Source organism: Pseudolysinimonas kribbensis, from assembly GCF_039531715.1.
GTDB lineage: Bacteria > Actinomycetota > Actinomycetes > Actinomycetales > Microbacteriaceae > Pseudolysinimonas > Pseudolysinimonas kribbensis.
In genome coordinates this window covers 765858-778760 of sequence record NZ_BAAAQO010000004.1, presented here as the reverse complement: position 1 = coordinate 778760, position 12903 = coordinate 765858, and the positions used below count along the sequence as shown (strand labels likewise).

The following is a 12903-nucleotide window of genomic DNA, read 5'->3' as shown; positions in this document are numbered from 1 at the left end:
CGCGCGACGCCTGACTCTACGATGAACGGATGCCCGGCGGTATCGATCTGCACGCCCACACGAGCGTGAGCGACGGCACCGAGACCCCCGCCGAGCTGGTCGCCGCCGCCGTCGACGCCGGCCTCGAGGTCGTCGGGATCACCGACCACGACGCGACCACCGGATGGCAGCACGCGTTCGACGCCGCCCGCGGCGCCGGTCTCACGGTCGTGCCCGGCCTCGAGCTCAGCACCCAGCTCGACTACGCGAGCGTGCACGTGCTCGGCTACCTCGTCGACCCCGACGATCCCGGCCTCGTCGCCGAGACCGAGCGCATCCGGGCGGAGCGGCTCAGCCGCGCGCAGTCGATGGTGCAGCGCATCGCCGTCGACTACCCGACCCTCACCTGGGACCGCGTGCTCGAGCACACGACCCCGGATGCCACGGTCGGCCGCCCGCACATCGCCGACGCGCTCGTCGAGCTCGGCTACGTGCCGAACCGCTCGGCCGCGTTCCAGAGCATCCTGCACTGGCAGGGCGGCTACTACCGCCCGCACGACGCACCCCCGCCGCTCGAGGGTGTGCGGCTCATCGTCGCGGCAGGCGGGGTGCCGGTGATCGCGCACCCGGGCGCCCGCGGGCCGGAGCGGGTGCTGAACGGCCCGCGCATGCGGGAGCTGGTGGATGCCGGCCTGGCCGGCCTCGAGATCGCGCACCGCGACAATCCCCCCGCGTCGCGCGCCCGCCTGACCCGCATCGCGAAGCGCTACGGCCTGCTCACGACGGGGTCGAGCGACTACCACGGCGCCGGCAAGCCGAACCGGCTCGGGGAGAACACCACCGATCCCGCCGCGTACGCGCGGATCCTCGCCGCGGGGACCGGTTCGGCGCCGTTCCTCGGCTAGATGCGCCGGTCCTCGCTCGTCGGCGGCGTGAGGGGAGCGCTCGGCGGGTACGGGGCGTACCCGCCCGCTCCCGCGTCGAACCGCACCCCGTACGGGTTGCTCGGCAGGATCGTGAGGATCAGCACGATGAGCGCCCCGACCCAGGGGATGAGGTGCAGGAACCAGAAGCCGCCGCTGAGGTTCGCGTCGTGCAGCCGGCGCCACTGGATCGCGATGGTGGGCACGATCGACCCCAGGAAGACGACGCCGGCGATCCCGCCGAAGACGCTGATGATGACGACCGCGGCCGTCTGGTCCGCGCTCCCGAGGCTGAGCCCCAGCACGAGCGTCAGCACGTAGAGCACCGCGTAGACGATCGCGAAGAACAGCACGGTCCACCAGTACTCGCTGCGGCTCGCCCGCCCCGAGAAGGTGGCGTAGTTGCGGTAGAAGCGCTGGACGGACTGCACGAACCCGGCTCCGTAGAGCGGCTGGTCGAGGCGTCCGGAGTCGGCGGTCGTCATGCGGTCAGCCTAGGAGCGGCGCTCATCCCGCCGCGGGCGCCGCCCCGGGGATCGGGGCGAAGAGGTTCACGAGGTTGCCGTCCGGGTCGCGCAGCAGGGCCGACCGGTTGCCCCACGGCATGTCCGTGGGCGGCAGCACCACCGCGGGCGCGGCGTCGCGCAACCGCTCGAACTCCGCATCGACGTCGTCGACCCGGAACTCGACGATGACGCTGCGGTTCGCGCCGGCCTCCGCGGCTCCGGGCACCGCGGCGACCGTGCGGCTGCTGCCGATCGCGAGGGTCGCGCCGGGGCCGGACAGCTGCGCGAACACCTCGCCCGCGCGCACGGCGGTCGCGCCGGTGACGAGCTCGTAGAAGTCGGCGAGGCGGGCGACGTCCTCGGTGATGATGCGGATGGACGCGAACGGCATGAGGGTCTCCTGCGGTGGACGGACGACGCCCACGCTAGGGTCGATACCGGACAGAAACGGTCCGGTATCGATGAGGCGGCCCCGTGATCCGACCCACCGCGCGCGTGCTGGCGATGCTCGAGGCCTTGCAGGCGGGCGGCATCCACCCCGTGCCCGGGCTCGCACAGCTGCTCGGGGTGGACGAGCGCACCGTGCGCCGCTACGTCGATCACCTGCGCGAGCTCGACGTGCCGGTGGAGGCGGTGCGCGGCCGGCTCGGCGGCTATCGCCTCGCGCCCGGATACCGGATGCCGCCCCTCATGCTCACCGAGGACGAGGCCGTCGCGACGGTGCTGGCCCTCGCGTCGCGGTCGCGGGACGAGCCGGCGCAGCCCGCCGTCGCGACCGCCCTGGCGAAGCTGCGCCGCGCGATGCCGCGGGAGCTGGCACGGCGCATCGACGCGCTGCTCGGCGCGGTCTCGTTCGTGCCGGGCGACTCCGCGGATGGTGACGCGGCCGATGCCGGCGACGTGCCCGCCCGCACGCTCGTGATGCTCGCCGAGGCGGCCCGGGAGCGGCATCCGGTCGCCCTGCGCTACGCCGATCGCACGGGCCGCCGCAGCAGTCGCACCGTGCTGCCCTACGGAGTGGTGGCGCGGGCCGGTCGCTGGTACCTGGCCGCGGCGGACTCGCTGAGCGGCGAGGTCCGCACCTTCCGGCTGGATCGCATCGGCCTGCCGCGGGTGCTGCCCGGCACGTTCGAGCCGCCGGCGGACGTCGACGCCGTCCGCACCGTGCAGGAGAGCCTCGCCGCCACACCGTGGGCGCACGAGGTCGTGCTGCGGATCACCGCGCCGGAGGAGGCGATCCGGGGGCGGTTCGCGGAGGGCGTCGCCGTGCTGGAGCGGGTCGACGACGAGAGCTTCCGGGTGCGGCTGCGCGCCGAGGCGCTCGAGTGGATCCCCGGCGTGCTCGCGACGCTCGGCCGTCCGGTCATCGTGGAGAGGCCGGATCGGCTGCGCGAGCTGGTGAAGGACCTGGGGCGCCTCCTCGCCGACGCGGGCGAGGACTGACCCGCGATCAGGCGGTGGGAGCGGGGGGCGTCGCGGCGCCGCCGGCGGAGCCGCCGCGACGGCGACGGGTGCGCCGGCGCCGCGCCGGCGTCTCGCCGTCGTGGGTGCCGCCGCCCTCCGCGCGTGCCGACTCGGACGCCGCCTGACGGGGCCGGTCGGTCGCGGGTGCGCCCGATCCGCCGTGACCGCGGCTGCGGCGACGCGGCGGGCGGCTGCCGCCCTCGCCGGACGCCTCCGCGCGCGGCGGGCGATCGGTGTGCGGGGCCGCCGGGGTCGTCTTGAGGCGCCCCTTCGACCCCTCCGGGATGTCGAGGTCGCTGTAGAGGTGCGGCGACGACGAGTAGGTCTCCGCCGGCTCCGGGATGCCCATCTCGAGCGCGCGGTTGATGAGGGCCCACTTGTGCATGTCGTCCCAGTCGACGAAGGTCACCGCGATGCCGGTCTTCCCGGCACGGCCGGTGCGGCCCGCGCGGTGCAGGTAGGTCTTCTCGTCCTCGGGGATCGTGTGGTTGATGACGTGCGTCACGTCGTCGACATCGATGCCGCGGGCCGCGACGTCGGTCGCGATGAGCACGTCGAGCTTGCCGGCCTTGAAGCGCGCCATCGAGCGCTCGCGCGCCTCCTGGCTCATGTCGCCGTGCACCGAGCCGGCGTTGAAGCCGCGGTCGTTGAGCTCCTCGACGAGCTTGGCCGCCGCGCGCTTCGTGCGCGTGAAGACGACCGTCTTGCCGCGCCCCTCCGCCTGCAGGATGCGGGCGATCACCTCGTCCTTGTCGAGCGAGTGCGCCCGGTAGACGAGGTGCTTGATGTTCGCCTGCACCTGGCCCTCGTCGGGGTCGGTCGCCCGGATGTGGATCGGCCGGTTCATGAAGCGGCGGGCGAGGGCGACGACCGGGCCGGGCATCGTGGCCGAGAACAGCATGGTGTGCCGGGTCGCGGGCGTCTGCGCGAAGAGCTTCTCGACATCCGGCAGGAAGCCCAGGTCGAGCATCTTGTCGGCCTCGTCGAGCACCATCTCGCTGACGTTCGCGAGCGAGAGCAGCCGCTGGCTGGCGAGGTCGAGCAGGCGCCCGGGGGTGCCGACGACGATCTGCGCGCCCGCCTTGAGCTCCTCGATCTGCCCCTCGTAGGCCTTGCCGCCGTAGATGGCGGTGACCTTGGTGGGGCGGTTGGAGGTGGCCAGCTCGAGGTCCTCGGCGACCTGCACGCACAGCTCGCGCGTGGGCACGACGACGAGCACCTTGACGCCGGGCTCCGGGTCGGGGCCGAGGCGCTGGATGATCGGGAGGCCGAAGCCGAAGGTCTTACCGGTGCCGGTCTTGGCCTGGCCGATGATGTCCTGGCCGGAGAGGCCGAGGGGGATGGTCTGGCTCTGGATCGGGAAGGGCTCGATGATGCCCTTCGCCGCGAGCGCGTCGACCATGTCCTGGTCGATGTTGAGATCGCTGAAAGTCAAGGAATGCCTGTCTGGAATATGAGAGGAGGCCAGTCTACCGAGCCGGGGCGGCCCGCCGCCGCCGCGCGGGGCGGCGCCGCTAGGCTGGCGCGGTGCTGAGGCTGTTCCGCCGCCGCCGTCGGCGCTCCCGGACGGCAGCTCCCACGATCACGCCCCGTTCGGAGGGCCTTGCCGCCGTTCGGGTCGAGCTCGCCGAGCTCACCCCCGCGGCCGAGCCCTTCCTCGGCCAGGCCGGCTATCTCCTGCTCGTGCTGTTCGAGAACCTGGGCCGCGCGGTCGCCCTCGCACCGACGACGGCCGCGAAGACGACGCTGAGTCGCGCCGCGGCGCAGGTGCTGGAGGCGCACGAGGGGCTCGTGACCGAGCTGCTCTCCAGCGGAGCCGACCCGGTCGCGGCGATGGATCCGTTCCGGCAGCCGCTGGACGAGTACCAGCGCCGCATCGAAGGGAACGACTGGGCCGAGATCCTGGTCACCTGCTACCTGACCACCGGATTCCTCACCGACTTCTTCGTCGGGGTCGCGGGCGGACTGCCGCCCGGCCTGGCCGACCGGGTCGCCCTGCTGCTCGACGTCGACCGTGCGGAGCAGGTGCTCGAGGGCGAGCTGCGATCGCTCATCGAACAGAACCCGCGCATGGCGTCGCGGCTCGCGATGTGGGGGCGGCGGCTCATCGGCGACACCATGCTCGTCGCGCGGTCGGCCCTCGTCGCCGCGCCCGGCGCCGACGGCCCGCAGCTGGACCGGATCGAGCCGGTGTTCACGGAGCTCATCGGGGCGCACACCCGGCGGATGGATGCGCTCGGCCTGACGGCGTGACGGGCCGGGTCGCGTGAGGGTCACCGTGCGCGACTGCGAGCGGGTGCAGTCGGCGTGGTTCGACGCCCGGGCGTGGGCGGCATCCGGTCGGGTCTGGGACGACGGTCCGCTGCACTGGTCGGACGGCCCCGACGGCGCCCACCTCATGTTCCCCGCCGCGATCCCCGCCGATGCGCTCACCCGCGGCATCGCCCAGCTCGAGCACCGGCCGGTCGGCGCGTGGCTCTCGCCCGGCGTCGACGCGACCGCGCTGGCCGAGGCGGGGTTCGAGCGCGGGTGGCGGCCGTGGTGGATGACGGCCGCTCTCCCCGAGCTCGCGTCGCCGGAGGTCATCCCGGGCGTCGAGGTCGAGGTTCACACCCGGATGCCGGGCATCGCCTTCCTCGCGACGGCCCGGGCCGACGCTCGTGAGGTCGGTCGCGCGTGGTCGTTCGTGCACGGCAGGCTGTCCGGGCTGTTCGACGTCGAGGTGGATGCGGCGTGGCGGCGGCGCGGGATCGGCACGGCCCTGCTCGCCGCGGCGCAGCGGCCGGCGCGCTGGTGGGGCGCCCAGGCGATGGTCCTGAACGCGACCCCGATGGGGTTCGAGCTCTACGCCCGGCGCGGGTTCGCGCGCATCGGCGAGGGGACCACCTGGTGGCTGCACGCGGGCGCGGAGGCTAGACGCGACCGCCGCTGAGCTCGTGCAGCAGGTGACGGTCGCCGCGGTGCCGGCCGCGCCAGACCAGCAGCTCGACCGCGATCGTGATGAGGGCGCCGCCGCCGATCGCGACGACCCAGATCCAGCCGCCGTCGAACTTCCAGCCGATCCAGGTGAACGCGACCCACAGGATCGCGGTGGCCACGACATCCACGGCGGGCAGCAGCAGCATGCCGTAGCTGTGCCGGCCGGGCAGCGCGTACCGCACGATCCCGCCGATGGCGGCCGCGATCACGAGGACGAACAGCAGCTCCACGCCGTGAAGACTATCGGCCGCGGGTCAGGCGACGAAGCCGATCCGGCGCGACTCCTCGCTGCCGACCTCGAGGTAGGCGAACGAGGCGACCGGGACGATGTAGACCTTGCCCTTGTCGTCGGCGAGCTTGATGAACTTCGCGTCGGAGCCGAGCGCGTCGGCCACCGTCTTCTCGATCTGGGCCGCGGTCTGCGACGACTCGAAGCTCAGCTCGCGCGGGCTGTTGACGATACCGATGCGAATGTCCACGTGACAGAGGCTAGGCGATGCCGTGCCGGCACCGTCGGGCGGTTCTCTCAGGGCAGACATGGGCATGTCCGACCGGGTGGATAGCGTGGCCGCGTGAGCTCCGTCGGTTTCGTGCGCCCGGACGCCGCTGCGCGCGCGGCCGTGGCGCTCGACCCGTCGCAGCGCGCGGTGCTCGCGCTCGCCGAGGGCGAGCCGGCGGCGGTCATCGGGGCGCCCGGCACGGGCAAGACGACGGTGCTCGTCGAGCTGCTCGCCGACCGGGTGCTTCGCGGCGGCTACGGAACCGACGAGGTGCTCGCGCTGACCACCTCCCGCGCGGCGGCGACCCGGCTGCGCGACCTGCTCGCCCTCCGGATCGGACGCCCCACCGACGGTCCGCTGGCGCGCACGTTCAGCTCGCTCGCGTTCGAGCTGGCCCGCTCGGCCGCCCGGGTCGCGGGCTCGGCGCCGCCGCGGCTGCTGACCGGTGCCGAGCAGGACGCCGACATCGCCGACATCCTCGCCGGCCAGGAGGCCGACGGCACGGGACCGGACTGGCCGGACCCGCTCGACGCGTCGGTGCGGCGGCTGCGCGGCTTCCGCAGCGAGCTGCGCGAGCTCATGGCGCGCGCCACCGAGTACGACTTCCCGCCCGCGCGGCTGCGGGAGCTGGGTCGCGCGACCGGCCGGCCCGAGTGGGTCGCGGCGGCCGATTTCATCGAGGGCTACTTGCGGATCGTGAGCTCCGCGCGCCCCGCGCAGTACGACGCGGCGGAGCTCACGAGATACGCCGTGACAGCCATCGACGCCGACCGGTCCTCGGCCGACGGCACGGCCCGGGTGTCGCGGCTGCGTCTCGTGGTGGTCGACGACCTGCAGGAGGCGACCGAGGGCGCGCTCGCGATGCTGCGGGCGATCGCATCGCGCGGCGTCGCGGTCGTCGCGTTCGGCGATCCCGACGTGGCGGCGAACGCGTTCCGCGGCGGCGAACCGGATGCCCTCGGCCGGCTGAGCGCCGAGCTCGGCGTGCCCGCGCGGCAGCTCGTGCTCTCCACGGCGCACCGGCAGGGCGCCGCCCTGCGGGCGCTCACGGTCGCGACGACCCAGCGGATCGGGGCGGCCGCCGCCGGGCCGCAGCGCCGGGCGAGCGCCGGGGCGTCCGAGCCGGCGGAGCCGCTGCTGCGCATCGAGGCGCCGTCGCCCGCACGGGCGTGGGCGGCCGTCGCACGACAGCTGCGCGAGGAGCATCTGATGCGCGGCGTCCCGTGGTCGGAGCTGGCCGTGGTCGTGCGCAGCGGCGCGCAGGCGCCCGCGCTCTCGCGCGCGCTCGCCCTCGCCGAGGTGCCCACGCGCACCTCGAGCGGCGGCGTGGCCCTGCGCGACGAGAAGGCGGCGCGCGCCCTGCTGACCCTCGTCGAGGTCGGCATCGGCGCCGTCGACCTCACGCCCGAGCTCGCGGTCGAGGTGCTGAGCGGCCCGTTCGGCGGGCTCGACATCATCGCGCTGCGCCGGCTGCGGCTGAGTCTGCGGGCCGAGGAGCTCGCGGCGGGCGGCATCCGGCCGAGCGGTGAGCTGCTCGTCGAGGCGCTGCAGGCGCCGGGCGGCTTCGCGACGATCGACAGCGCGCCCGCGCGCGCGGCGGCGCGGCTGGCCGAGACCCTCGCGCAGCTGCGCACGGCCGACGCCACGATCGAGGAGCTGCTCTGGCTCGCGTGGGAGCGCTCGCGCCTCGCCCAGCCGTGGCGACAGCTCGCGCTCGGGAGCGGCATCCCGGCGGCGGAGGCCAACCGCGACCTGGACGCGGTCGTCGCCCTCTTCGCCGCCGCGAAGGACTACGTCGAACGACGAACCCAGGAGGGCGTCGACGCGCGCGGGATCGCGACCTCGTTCATCGAGGAGACGCTGCGCCCCGACGTGCCCGAGGACGTTCTGGCCCCGCGCCGGATCGACGACGCGGTGCTCGTGACGACGCCGTCGGGGGTCGTGGGGCTCGAGTTCCGCACGGTCGTGGTGGCCGGGCTGCAAGACGGCGCGTGGCCGAACCTGCGCCCGCGCGGCTCGCTGCTCGGCCCGCAGCACCTGGTGCGTCTGGCGACCGGCGGCTCTGCCGTCCAGACGCTCGACGAGCGCAAGCTCGTGCTCGACGACGAGCTCCGGATGCTGGCCCTCGCGGTCTCGCGCGCCCGGGAGCGCGTGGTGTTCGCGGCGGTCGTCAACGACGACGAGGCGCGCAGCGTGTTCTTCTCCCTGCTGCCCGAGTCGACGCCGCTCGTCGAGGCGGCCGGCGCGGTGCCGCTCACCCTCCGCGGGGTGACCGGGCGGCTGCGGCGCACGCTCACCGAGACGCGGGCACCGCGTGCTGAGGTGGAGGCGGCGGCGGCATCGCTCGCCGAGCTCGGCCGGCTCGGCCTGCCGGGCGCGGATCCCGCCGACTGGCACGGGCTCGAGCCGATCTCCTCGACCGGTCCGCTCTACGACGGTGAGCCGATCCGGGTGTCGCCCTCGCGCATCGAGCGGCTCGAGGAGTCGCCGCTGGACTGGTTCCTCGAGCAGATGGCGGGCGGCGACTCGGGCGTCGTCGCGAACGTGGGCACGATCATCCACTGGGCGATGGAGACCACCCCCGAACCCAGCTTCGAGGCGCTCTGGCAGGCGGTCGAGGCGCGCTGGGCGGAGCTCGTGTTCGAGTCGCCGTGGTTCGCCGAGCGGCAGCAGCGGCTGGCGCGCGGGTTCACGCAGGCGCTCGCCGACTACCTCGGCGACTTCGCTCAGGACGGCAAGTCGCTCGTCGCGGCCGAGGGGCGCTTCCTGCTGCAGTACTCGGCCGACGACCTCGACGACCTGCCGCCGGCGGAGGGTGAGACGGCGCCGCGGCCGCGCGTCGAGGTGCACGGCTCGATCGACCGGGTCGAGGTGGGGCCGGACGGCTCGGTCGTCATCGTCGACCTCAAGACCGGCCGGCCGATCACCTCGCAGTCCGCGATCGACGCGCTGCCGCAGCTGGGCGCGTACCAGCTGGCGTACGCCGAGGGGCACTTCGGCGAGCACCTCGCCGACGTCGCGTCGCACCGCGCGGGCGGCGCGAAGCTGCTCTACGTGCGGGAGGGCAAGGGCGACCGGCGCTACCGCGAGGGCGTTCAGGCCGTGCTCGATGACGAGGGGCTCGAGGGGGTGCGTGAGCGGATCCGGCGCGCCGCGGTGCTGATCGCGGCCGCCGCGTACGAGGGTCGGCTCGAGCTGGAGCAGTACGGCGGGTTGCCGACGATCCCGCGGCTGCGGCTGCACCGGGTGCCCGCGGTGTCGAGCGACGAGGGGGCGTCGTGAGCGGGGATGCCGTGCGCTCGGATGCCGTGAGCGCTGCCGACATCGCGGCGGCCCTGCAGCTGCCGCCGCCGACCGCGCAGCAGGAGGCCGTCATCCAGGCCCCCCTGGAGCCCGCCCTCGTCGTGGCGGGCGCCGGCAGCGGCAAGACCGAGACGATGGCGAACCGGGTGCTCTGGCTGCTCGCCAACGGCCACGTGCGCCCGAGCGAGGTGCTCGGGCTGACCTTCACGCGCAAGGCGGCCGGCGAGCTCGCGGTGCGCATCCGCACCCGCATCGACCAGCTCGCGGCGGCGGGACTCGTGCCCGGCGAGCACGACTCGTTCGAGGCGCCCGTGGTGGCGACCTACAACTCGTTCGCGAACGGCATCTTCCGCGACAACGCCGTGCTCGTCGGCCGCGACGGCGACGGCCCGGTGCTGGGGGAGGCCGGGGCCTGGCAGCTGGTGCGCCAGGTCGTGACGCGCTCGGCCGACCCGCGGCTGCCCGACCTCGACAAGAACCTCGACCCGGTCACCAACGCCGTGCTGAACCTCAGCCGCGCCATGGCCGAGAACCTCGCCGAGCCCGAGGAGGTGCGCGAGCTCGCCCGTCGGATCGCCGCCCTCGAAGACCTGCCCCTCGGTGACCGGTATGCCCGGGAGGGCGACATCGCGTTCGCGCGGCAGGTCGGCGCTCTCGACGTGCTGGTCGACCTCGTCGCCGAGTACGAGCAGGCGAAGTTCGCCCGCAGCGCGGTCGAGTACTCCGACCAGGTCGCGCTCGCCCTGCGCATCGTGCGCAAGCAGCCGCGGGTGCGCGAGGAGCTGCGGGCCAGCGCGAAGGTCGTGCTGCTCGACGAGTACCAGGACACCTCGGTCGTGCAGACCTGGCTGCTCGCGGAGCTGTTCGCGGGGCATCCGGTCATGGCGGTCGGCGACCCGAACCAGTCGATCTACGGATGGCGCGGTGCGTCCGCCTCGAACCTCGAGCAGTTCGCGGCCCAGTTCGGCGCGACGGGCCGCCCCTTCGCCCTGTCGACGAGCTGGCGCAACGGCCACCGCATCCTGGACGCCGCCAACGCGCTCGTCGCCCCGCTCACCGCCCGCTCGCGCGTGCCCGTCGAACGGTTGACGCCCTCGCCCGTGGCGAGCGCGCGGCCGGTGCGGCTGGCGTTCGAGCAGGACATCGAGCAGGAGGCCGCACGCGTCGCCGACTGGTTCGCCGAGCGGGTCGGCACGGCCGACCGGCCCGTCGCGGAGTCTCCGTCGGCGGCGCTGCTGTTCCGGGCGCGGGCGACGCAGTCGGTGTTCCTCTCGGCGCTGCGCGCGCGCGGCGTGAAGTACCACGTGCTCGGCATCGGCGGGCTCATGGCCGAGCCCGAGGTCGCGGACGTCGTCGCGATGCTCGCCGTGCTCGACGACGCCGGCGCCGGGCTCGAGCTCATCCGGGTGCTGGCCGGATCGCGCTGGCGCATCGGCGTCCAGGACCTGCACGCGCTCAACCGGCTCGCCTCGTGGCTGCGCGACCGCGATCACACCCAGCACGAGTACGACCCGGAGCTGCGCGCGAAGCTCCGCGCGAGTCTCACCGAGGGCGAATCGGGGTCGATCGTCGACGCGCTCGACTTCATCGCGACGGCCAGGGAGGGGCACGGTGCGCTCGCCCGGTTCACCGAGGCGGGCCTGGCCCGGATGCGCGACGCGGGCGAGGTCGTGCGCCGGCTCCGCGCGCGCATCGGCCTGCCGCTGCCCGACCTCGTGACCCTCGTCGAGCAGGAGCTGCGGCTCGACATCGAGGTGGTCGCCAACGACCGCCGGACGCTCGGCGGCGCCGCGATGGAGGCGCTGCTCGACGCGGTCGACGGCTACCTCGCGCTGGATGCCGGCGTCGGCGACGGCGCGAGCCTGCGCGGATTCCTGGCCTGGCTGCGCGCGGCCGAGGAGCGCGAAGACCTGGCGCCCCGCCCCGAGGATCCGGAGCCCGGCACGGTGCAGGTGCTCACGATCCACGGCGCGAAGGGCCTGGAGTGGGACATCGTCGCGGTGCCCCGGCTGGTGGCCGACGAGCTGCCGATGAAGCCCGTCGACGGCGTCAACGGCTGGCTCGCGTTCGGGCAGCTGCCGTGGCCGTTCCGGGGCGACCGCGACGACCTGCCCGAGTTCGCGTGGCGTTCGGCGACGACGCGCAAGGAGGTGGCGGCGGCGCGCAAGGAGTTCCGCGCCGCGGTCGGCGCCCGGTTCGACGACGAGGAGCGCCGCCTTGCCTACGTCGCGGTCACGCGCGCCCGGCACGAGCTCATGCTGTCGGGCTCGTTCTGGTCGACACCGCAGAAGCCGCGCGCGGCGAGCGTGTTCGTCGCCGACATCGCGGACGCCGGGGTCGTGCCGGCGCCCCCCGAGGTGCCCGAGAGCGAGAGCAACCCGCTCGGCGAGGACCTCGAGATGTTCACCTGGCCTCGCGACCCGCTCGGCGGGCGTCGCGCCGCAGTCGAGGCCGCGGCCGCCGCCGTGCGCGCGGCCGCACCGCGGATCGCGGGGCGCTGGGCCGGTGAGCTGCAGCTGCTGCTGGCGGAGCGGGCGGCGCGGGCCGCGGGGCACGGGCGGGTGACGCTGCCGGTGCGGGTGGCGGCCTCCCGGTTCAAGGACTTCGTGTCGGAGCCGGGCGACGTGGCCGCGGTGACGCTGCGGCCGATGCCGGAGCGGCCCTACCGCGCGACCCGGCTGGGCACGCTGTTCCACGCCTGGGTCGAGGAGCGCTACGGGATCGGGGCGGGGGCGGACGAGCTGGACGCGAGCGCGGACGAGCTCGACGACCTCGGCGACGATGCCGCCGGTGCGGGTGGGCAGAGCATCGGCGTGCCGCCGGCCGCGGAGGAGCTCGCGCGGTTGCAGTCGACGTTCGAGGCGTCGCCGTGGGCGAGCCGGCGTCCCGTCGAGGTGGAGCGCGAGATCCACCTGCCGTTCGACGACCGGATCGTCATCTGCAAGATCGACGCCGTGTACCGGCAGGACGTGCCGGCGGGGGAGCCGGAGCGGTTCGAGATCGTCGACTGGAAGACCGGCAAGGCGCCCCGGGATGCCGACGACCTCGAGCGCAAGCAGCTGCAGCTGGCGCTGTACCGGCTCGCCTACGCGCGGTGGGCCGGCATCCCGATCGACCGGATCGACGCGGCGTTCTACTTCGTGGCGGACGACCGCATCATCCGGCCGGATCACCTCGACTCGGAGGAGGAGCTGCTCGCCAGATGGCGCGCCGCCTTCGCCCCCGAGGGCGTCAGAGGTGCTTCTTAGA

The 12903-nt window shown here is 74.4% G+C and carries 11 protein-coding genes; 6 read left to right on the top strand and 5 right to left on the bottom strand.

Annotated elements, in window-relative coordinates; translation table 11 throughout:
- The first annotated feature begins 29 nt into the window (after positions 1–29).
- Entirely contained in the window at positions 30–884 is an 855-nt protein-coding gene (locus tag ABD285_RS14460) for a PHP domain-containing protein (protein WP_344203163.1), read from the top strand.
- Here ABD285_RS14460 and ABD285_RS14455 read toward each other — a convergent pair.
- The gene (locus ABD285_RS14455) at positions 881–1387 is read right to left on the bottom strand and encodes a DUF805 domain-containing protein (protein WP_284254920.1); all 507 of its coding nucleotides are present in this window, start codon (positions 1385–1387) and stop codon (positions 881–883) included. The genes ABD285_RS14460 and ABD285_RS14455 overlap by 4 nt on opposite strands.
- A 22-nt stretch (positions 1388–1409) precedes the next feature.
- A complete protein-coding gene (locus ABD285_RS14450; protein WP_284254921.1) occupies positions 1410–1799 on the bottom strand; it encodes a VOC family protein in 390 nt (129 codons plus the stop codon).
- A gap of 83 nt (positions 1800–1882) precedes the next feature.
- Here ABD285_RS14450 and ABD285_RS14445 point away from each other — a divergent pair, with 83 nt between their 5' ends.
- The gene (locus ABD285_RS14445) at positions 1883–2851 is read left to right on the top strand and encodes a helix-turn-helix transcriptional regulator (protein WP_284254922.1); all 969 of its coding nucleotides are present in this window, start codon (positions 1883–1885) and stop codon (positions 2849–2851) included.
- Between the two features lie 7 nt (positions 2852–2858).
- On the opposite strand, the gene ABD285_RS14440 is transcribed toward ABD285_RS14445, so the two are convergent.
- Positions 2859–4274, bottom strand: coding sequence for a DEAD/DEAH box helicase (locus ABD285_RS14440; protein ID WP_425565071.1), 1416 nt, complete (start codon positions 4272–4274; stop codon positions 2859–2861).
- Between the two features lie 125 nt (positions 4275–4399).
- On the opposite strand from ABD285_RS14440, the gene ABD285_RS14435 reads away from it, so the two are divergent.
- Both ABD285_RS14435 and ABD285_RS14430 read left to right on the top strand, forming a co-directional pair.
- Positions 4400–5125: a ferritin-like fold-containing protein gene (locus ABD285_RS14435; protein WP_284254923.1), complete on the top strand. Its 726-nt coding sequence runs from the start codon at positions 4400–4402 to the stop codon at positions 5123–5125.
- Between the two features lie 13 nt (positions 5126–5138).
- Complete coding sequence (locus ABD285_RS14430) at positions 5139–5804, top strand: GNAT family N-acetyltransferase (protein ID WP_284254925.1); 666 nt, start codon at positions 5139–5141, stop codon at positions 5802–5804.
- Here the strand turns inward: ABD285_RS14430 and ABD285_RS14425 are convergent.
- A complete protein-coding gene (locus ABD285_RS14425) occupies positions 5785–6081 on the bottom strand; it encodes a hypothetical protein (protein ID WP_284254926.1) in 297 nt (98 codons plus the stop codon). The genes ABD285_RS14430 and ABD285_RS14425 overlap by 20 nt on opposite strands.
- Positions 6082–6105: 24 nt before the next feature.
- Positions 6106–6330 carry a DUF3107 domain-containing protein gene (locus ABD285_RS14420; protein ID WP_284254927.1) on the bottom strand — a complete coding sequence of 75 codons (225 nt, stop codon included), beginning with the start codon at positions 6328–6330 and terminating at the stop codon, positions 6106–6108.
- Positions 6331–6423: 93 nt separating this feature from the next.
- Here ABD285_RS14420 and ABD285_RS14415 point away from each other — a divergent pair, with 93 nt between their 5' ends.
- Entirely contained in the window at positions 6424–9633 is a 3210-nt protein-coding gene (locus ABD285_RS14415; RefSeq protein ID WP_284254928.1) for an ATP-dependent helicase, read from the top strand.
- Positions 9630–12902, top strand: coding sequence for an ATP-dependent helicase (locus ABD285_RS14410; RefSeq protein WP_344203157.1), 3273 nt, complete (start codon positions 9630–9632; stop codon positions 12900–12902). Before ABD285_RS14415 ends, ABD285_RS14410 begins: the two co-directional genes overlap by 4 nt.
- Position 12903: the final 1 nt, after the last annotated feature.

Coding starts and splice junctions, on each gene's coding strand:
- ABD285_RS14455 (WP_284254920.1), bottom strand. CDS start 1,387: ATGACGACCGCCGACTCCGGACGCCTCGACCAGCCGCTCTACGGAGCC.
- ABD285_RS14450 (WP_284254921.1), bottom strand. CDS start 1,799: ATGCCGTTCGCGTCCATCCGCATCATCACCGAGGACGTCGCCCGCCTC.
- ABD285_RS14460 (WP_344203163.1), top strand. CDS start 30: ATGCCCGGCGGTATCGATCTGCACGCCCACACGAGCGTGAGCGACGGC.
- ABD285_RS14440 (WP_425565071.1), bottom strand. CDS start 4,274: ATGGTCGACGCGCTCGCGGCGAAGGGCATCATCGAGCCCTTCCCGATC.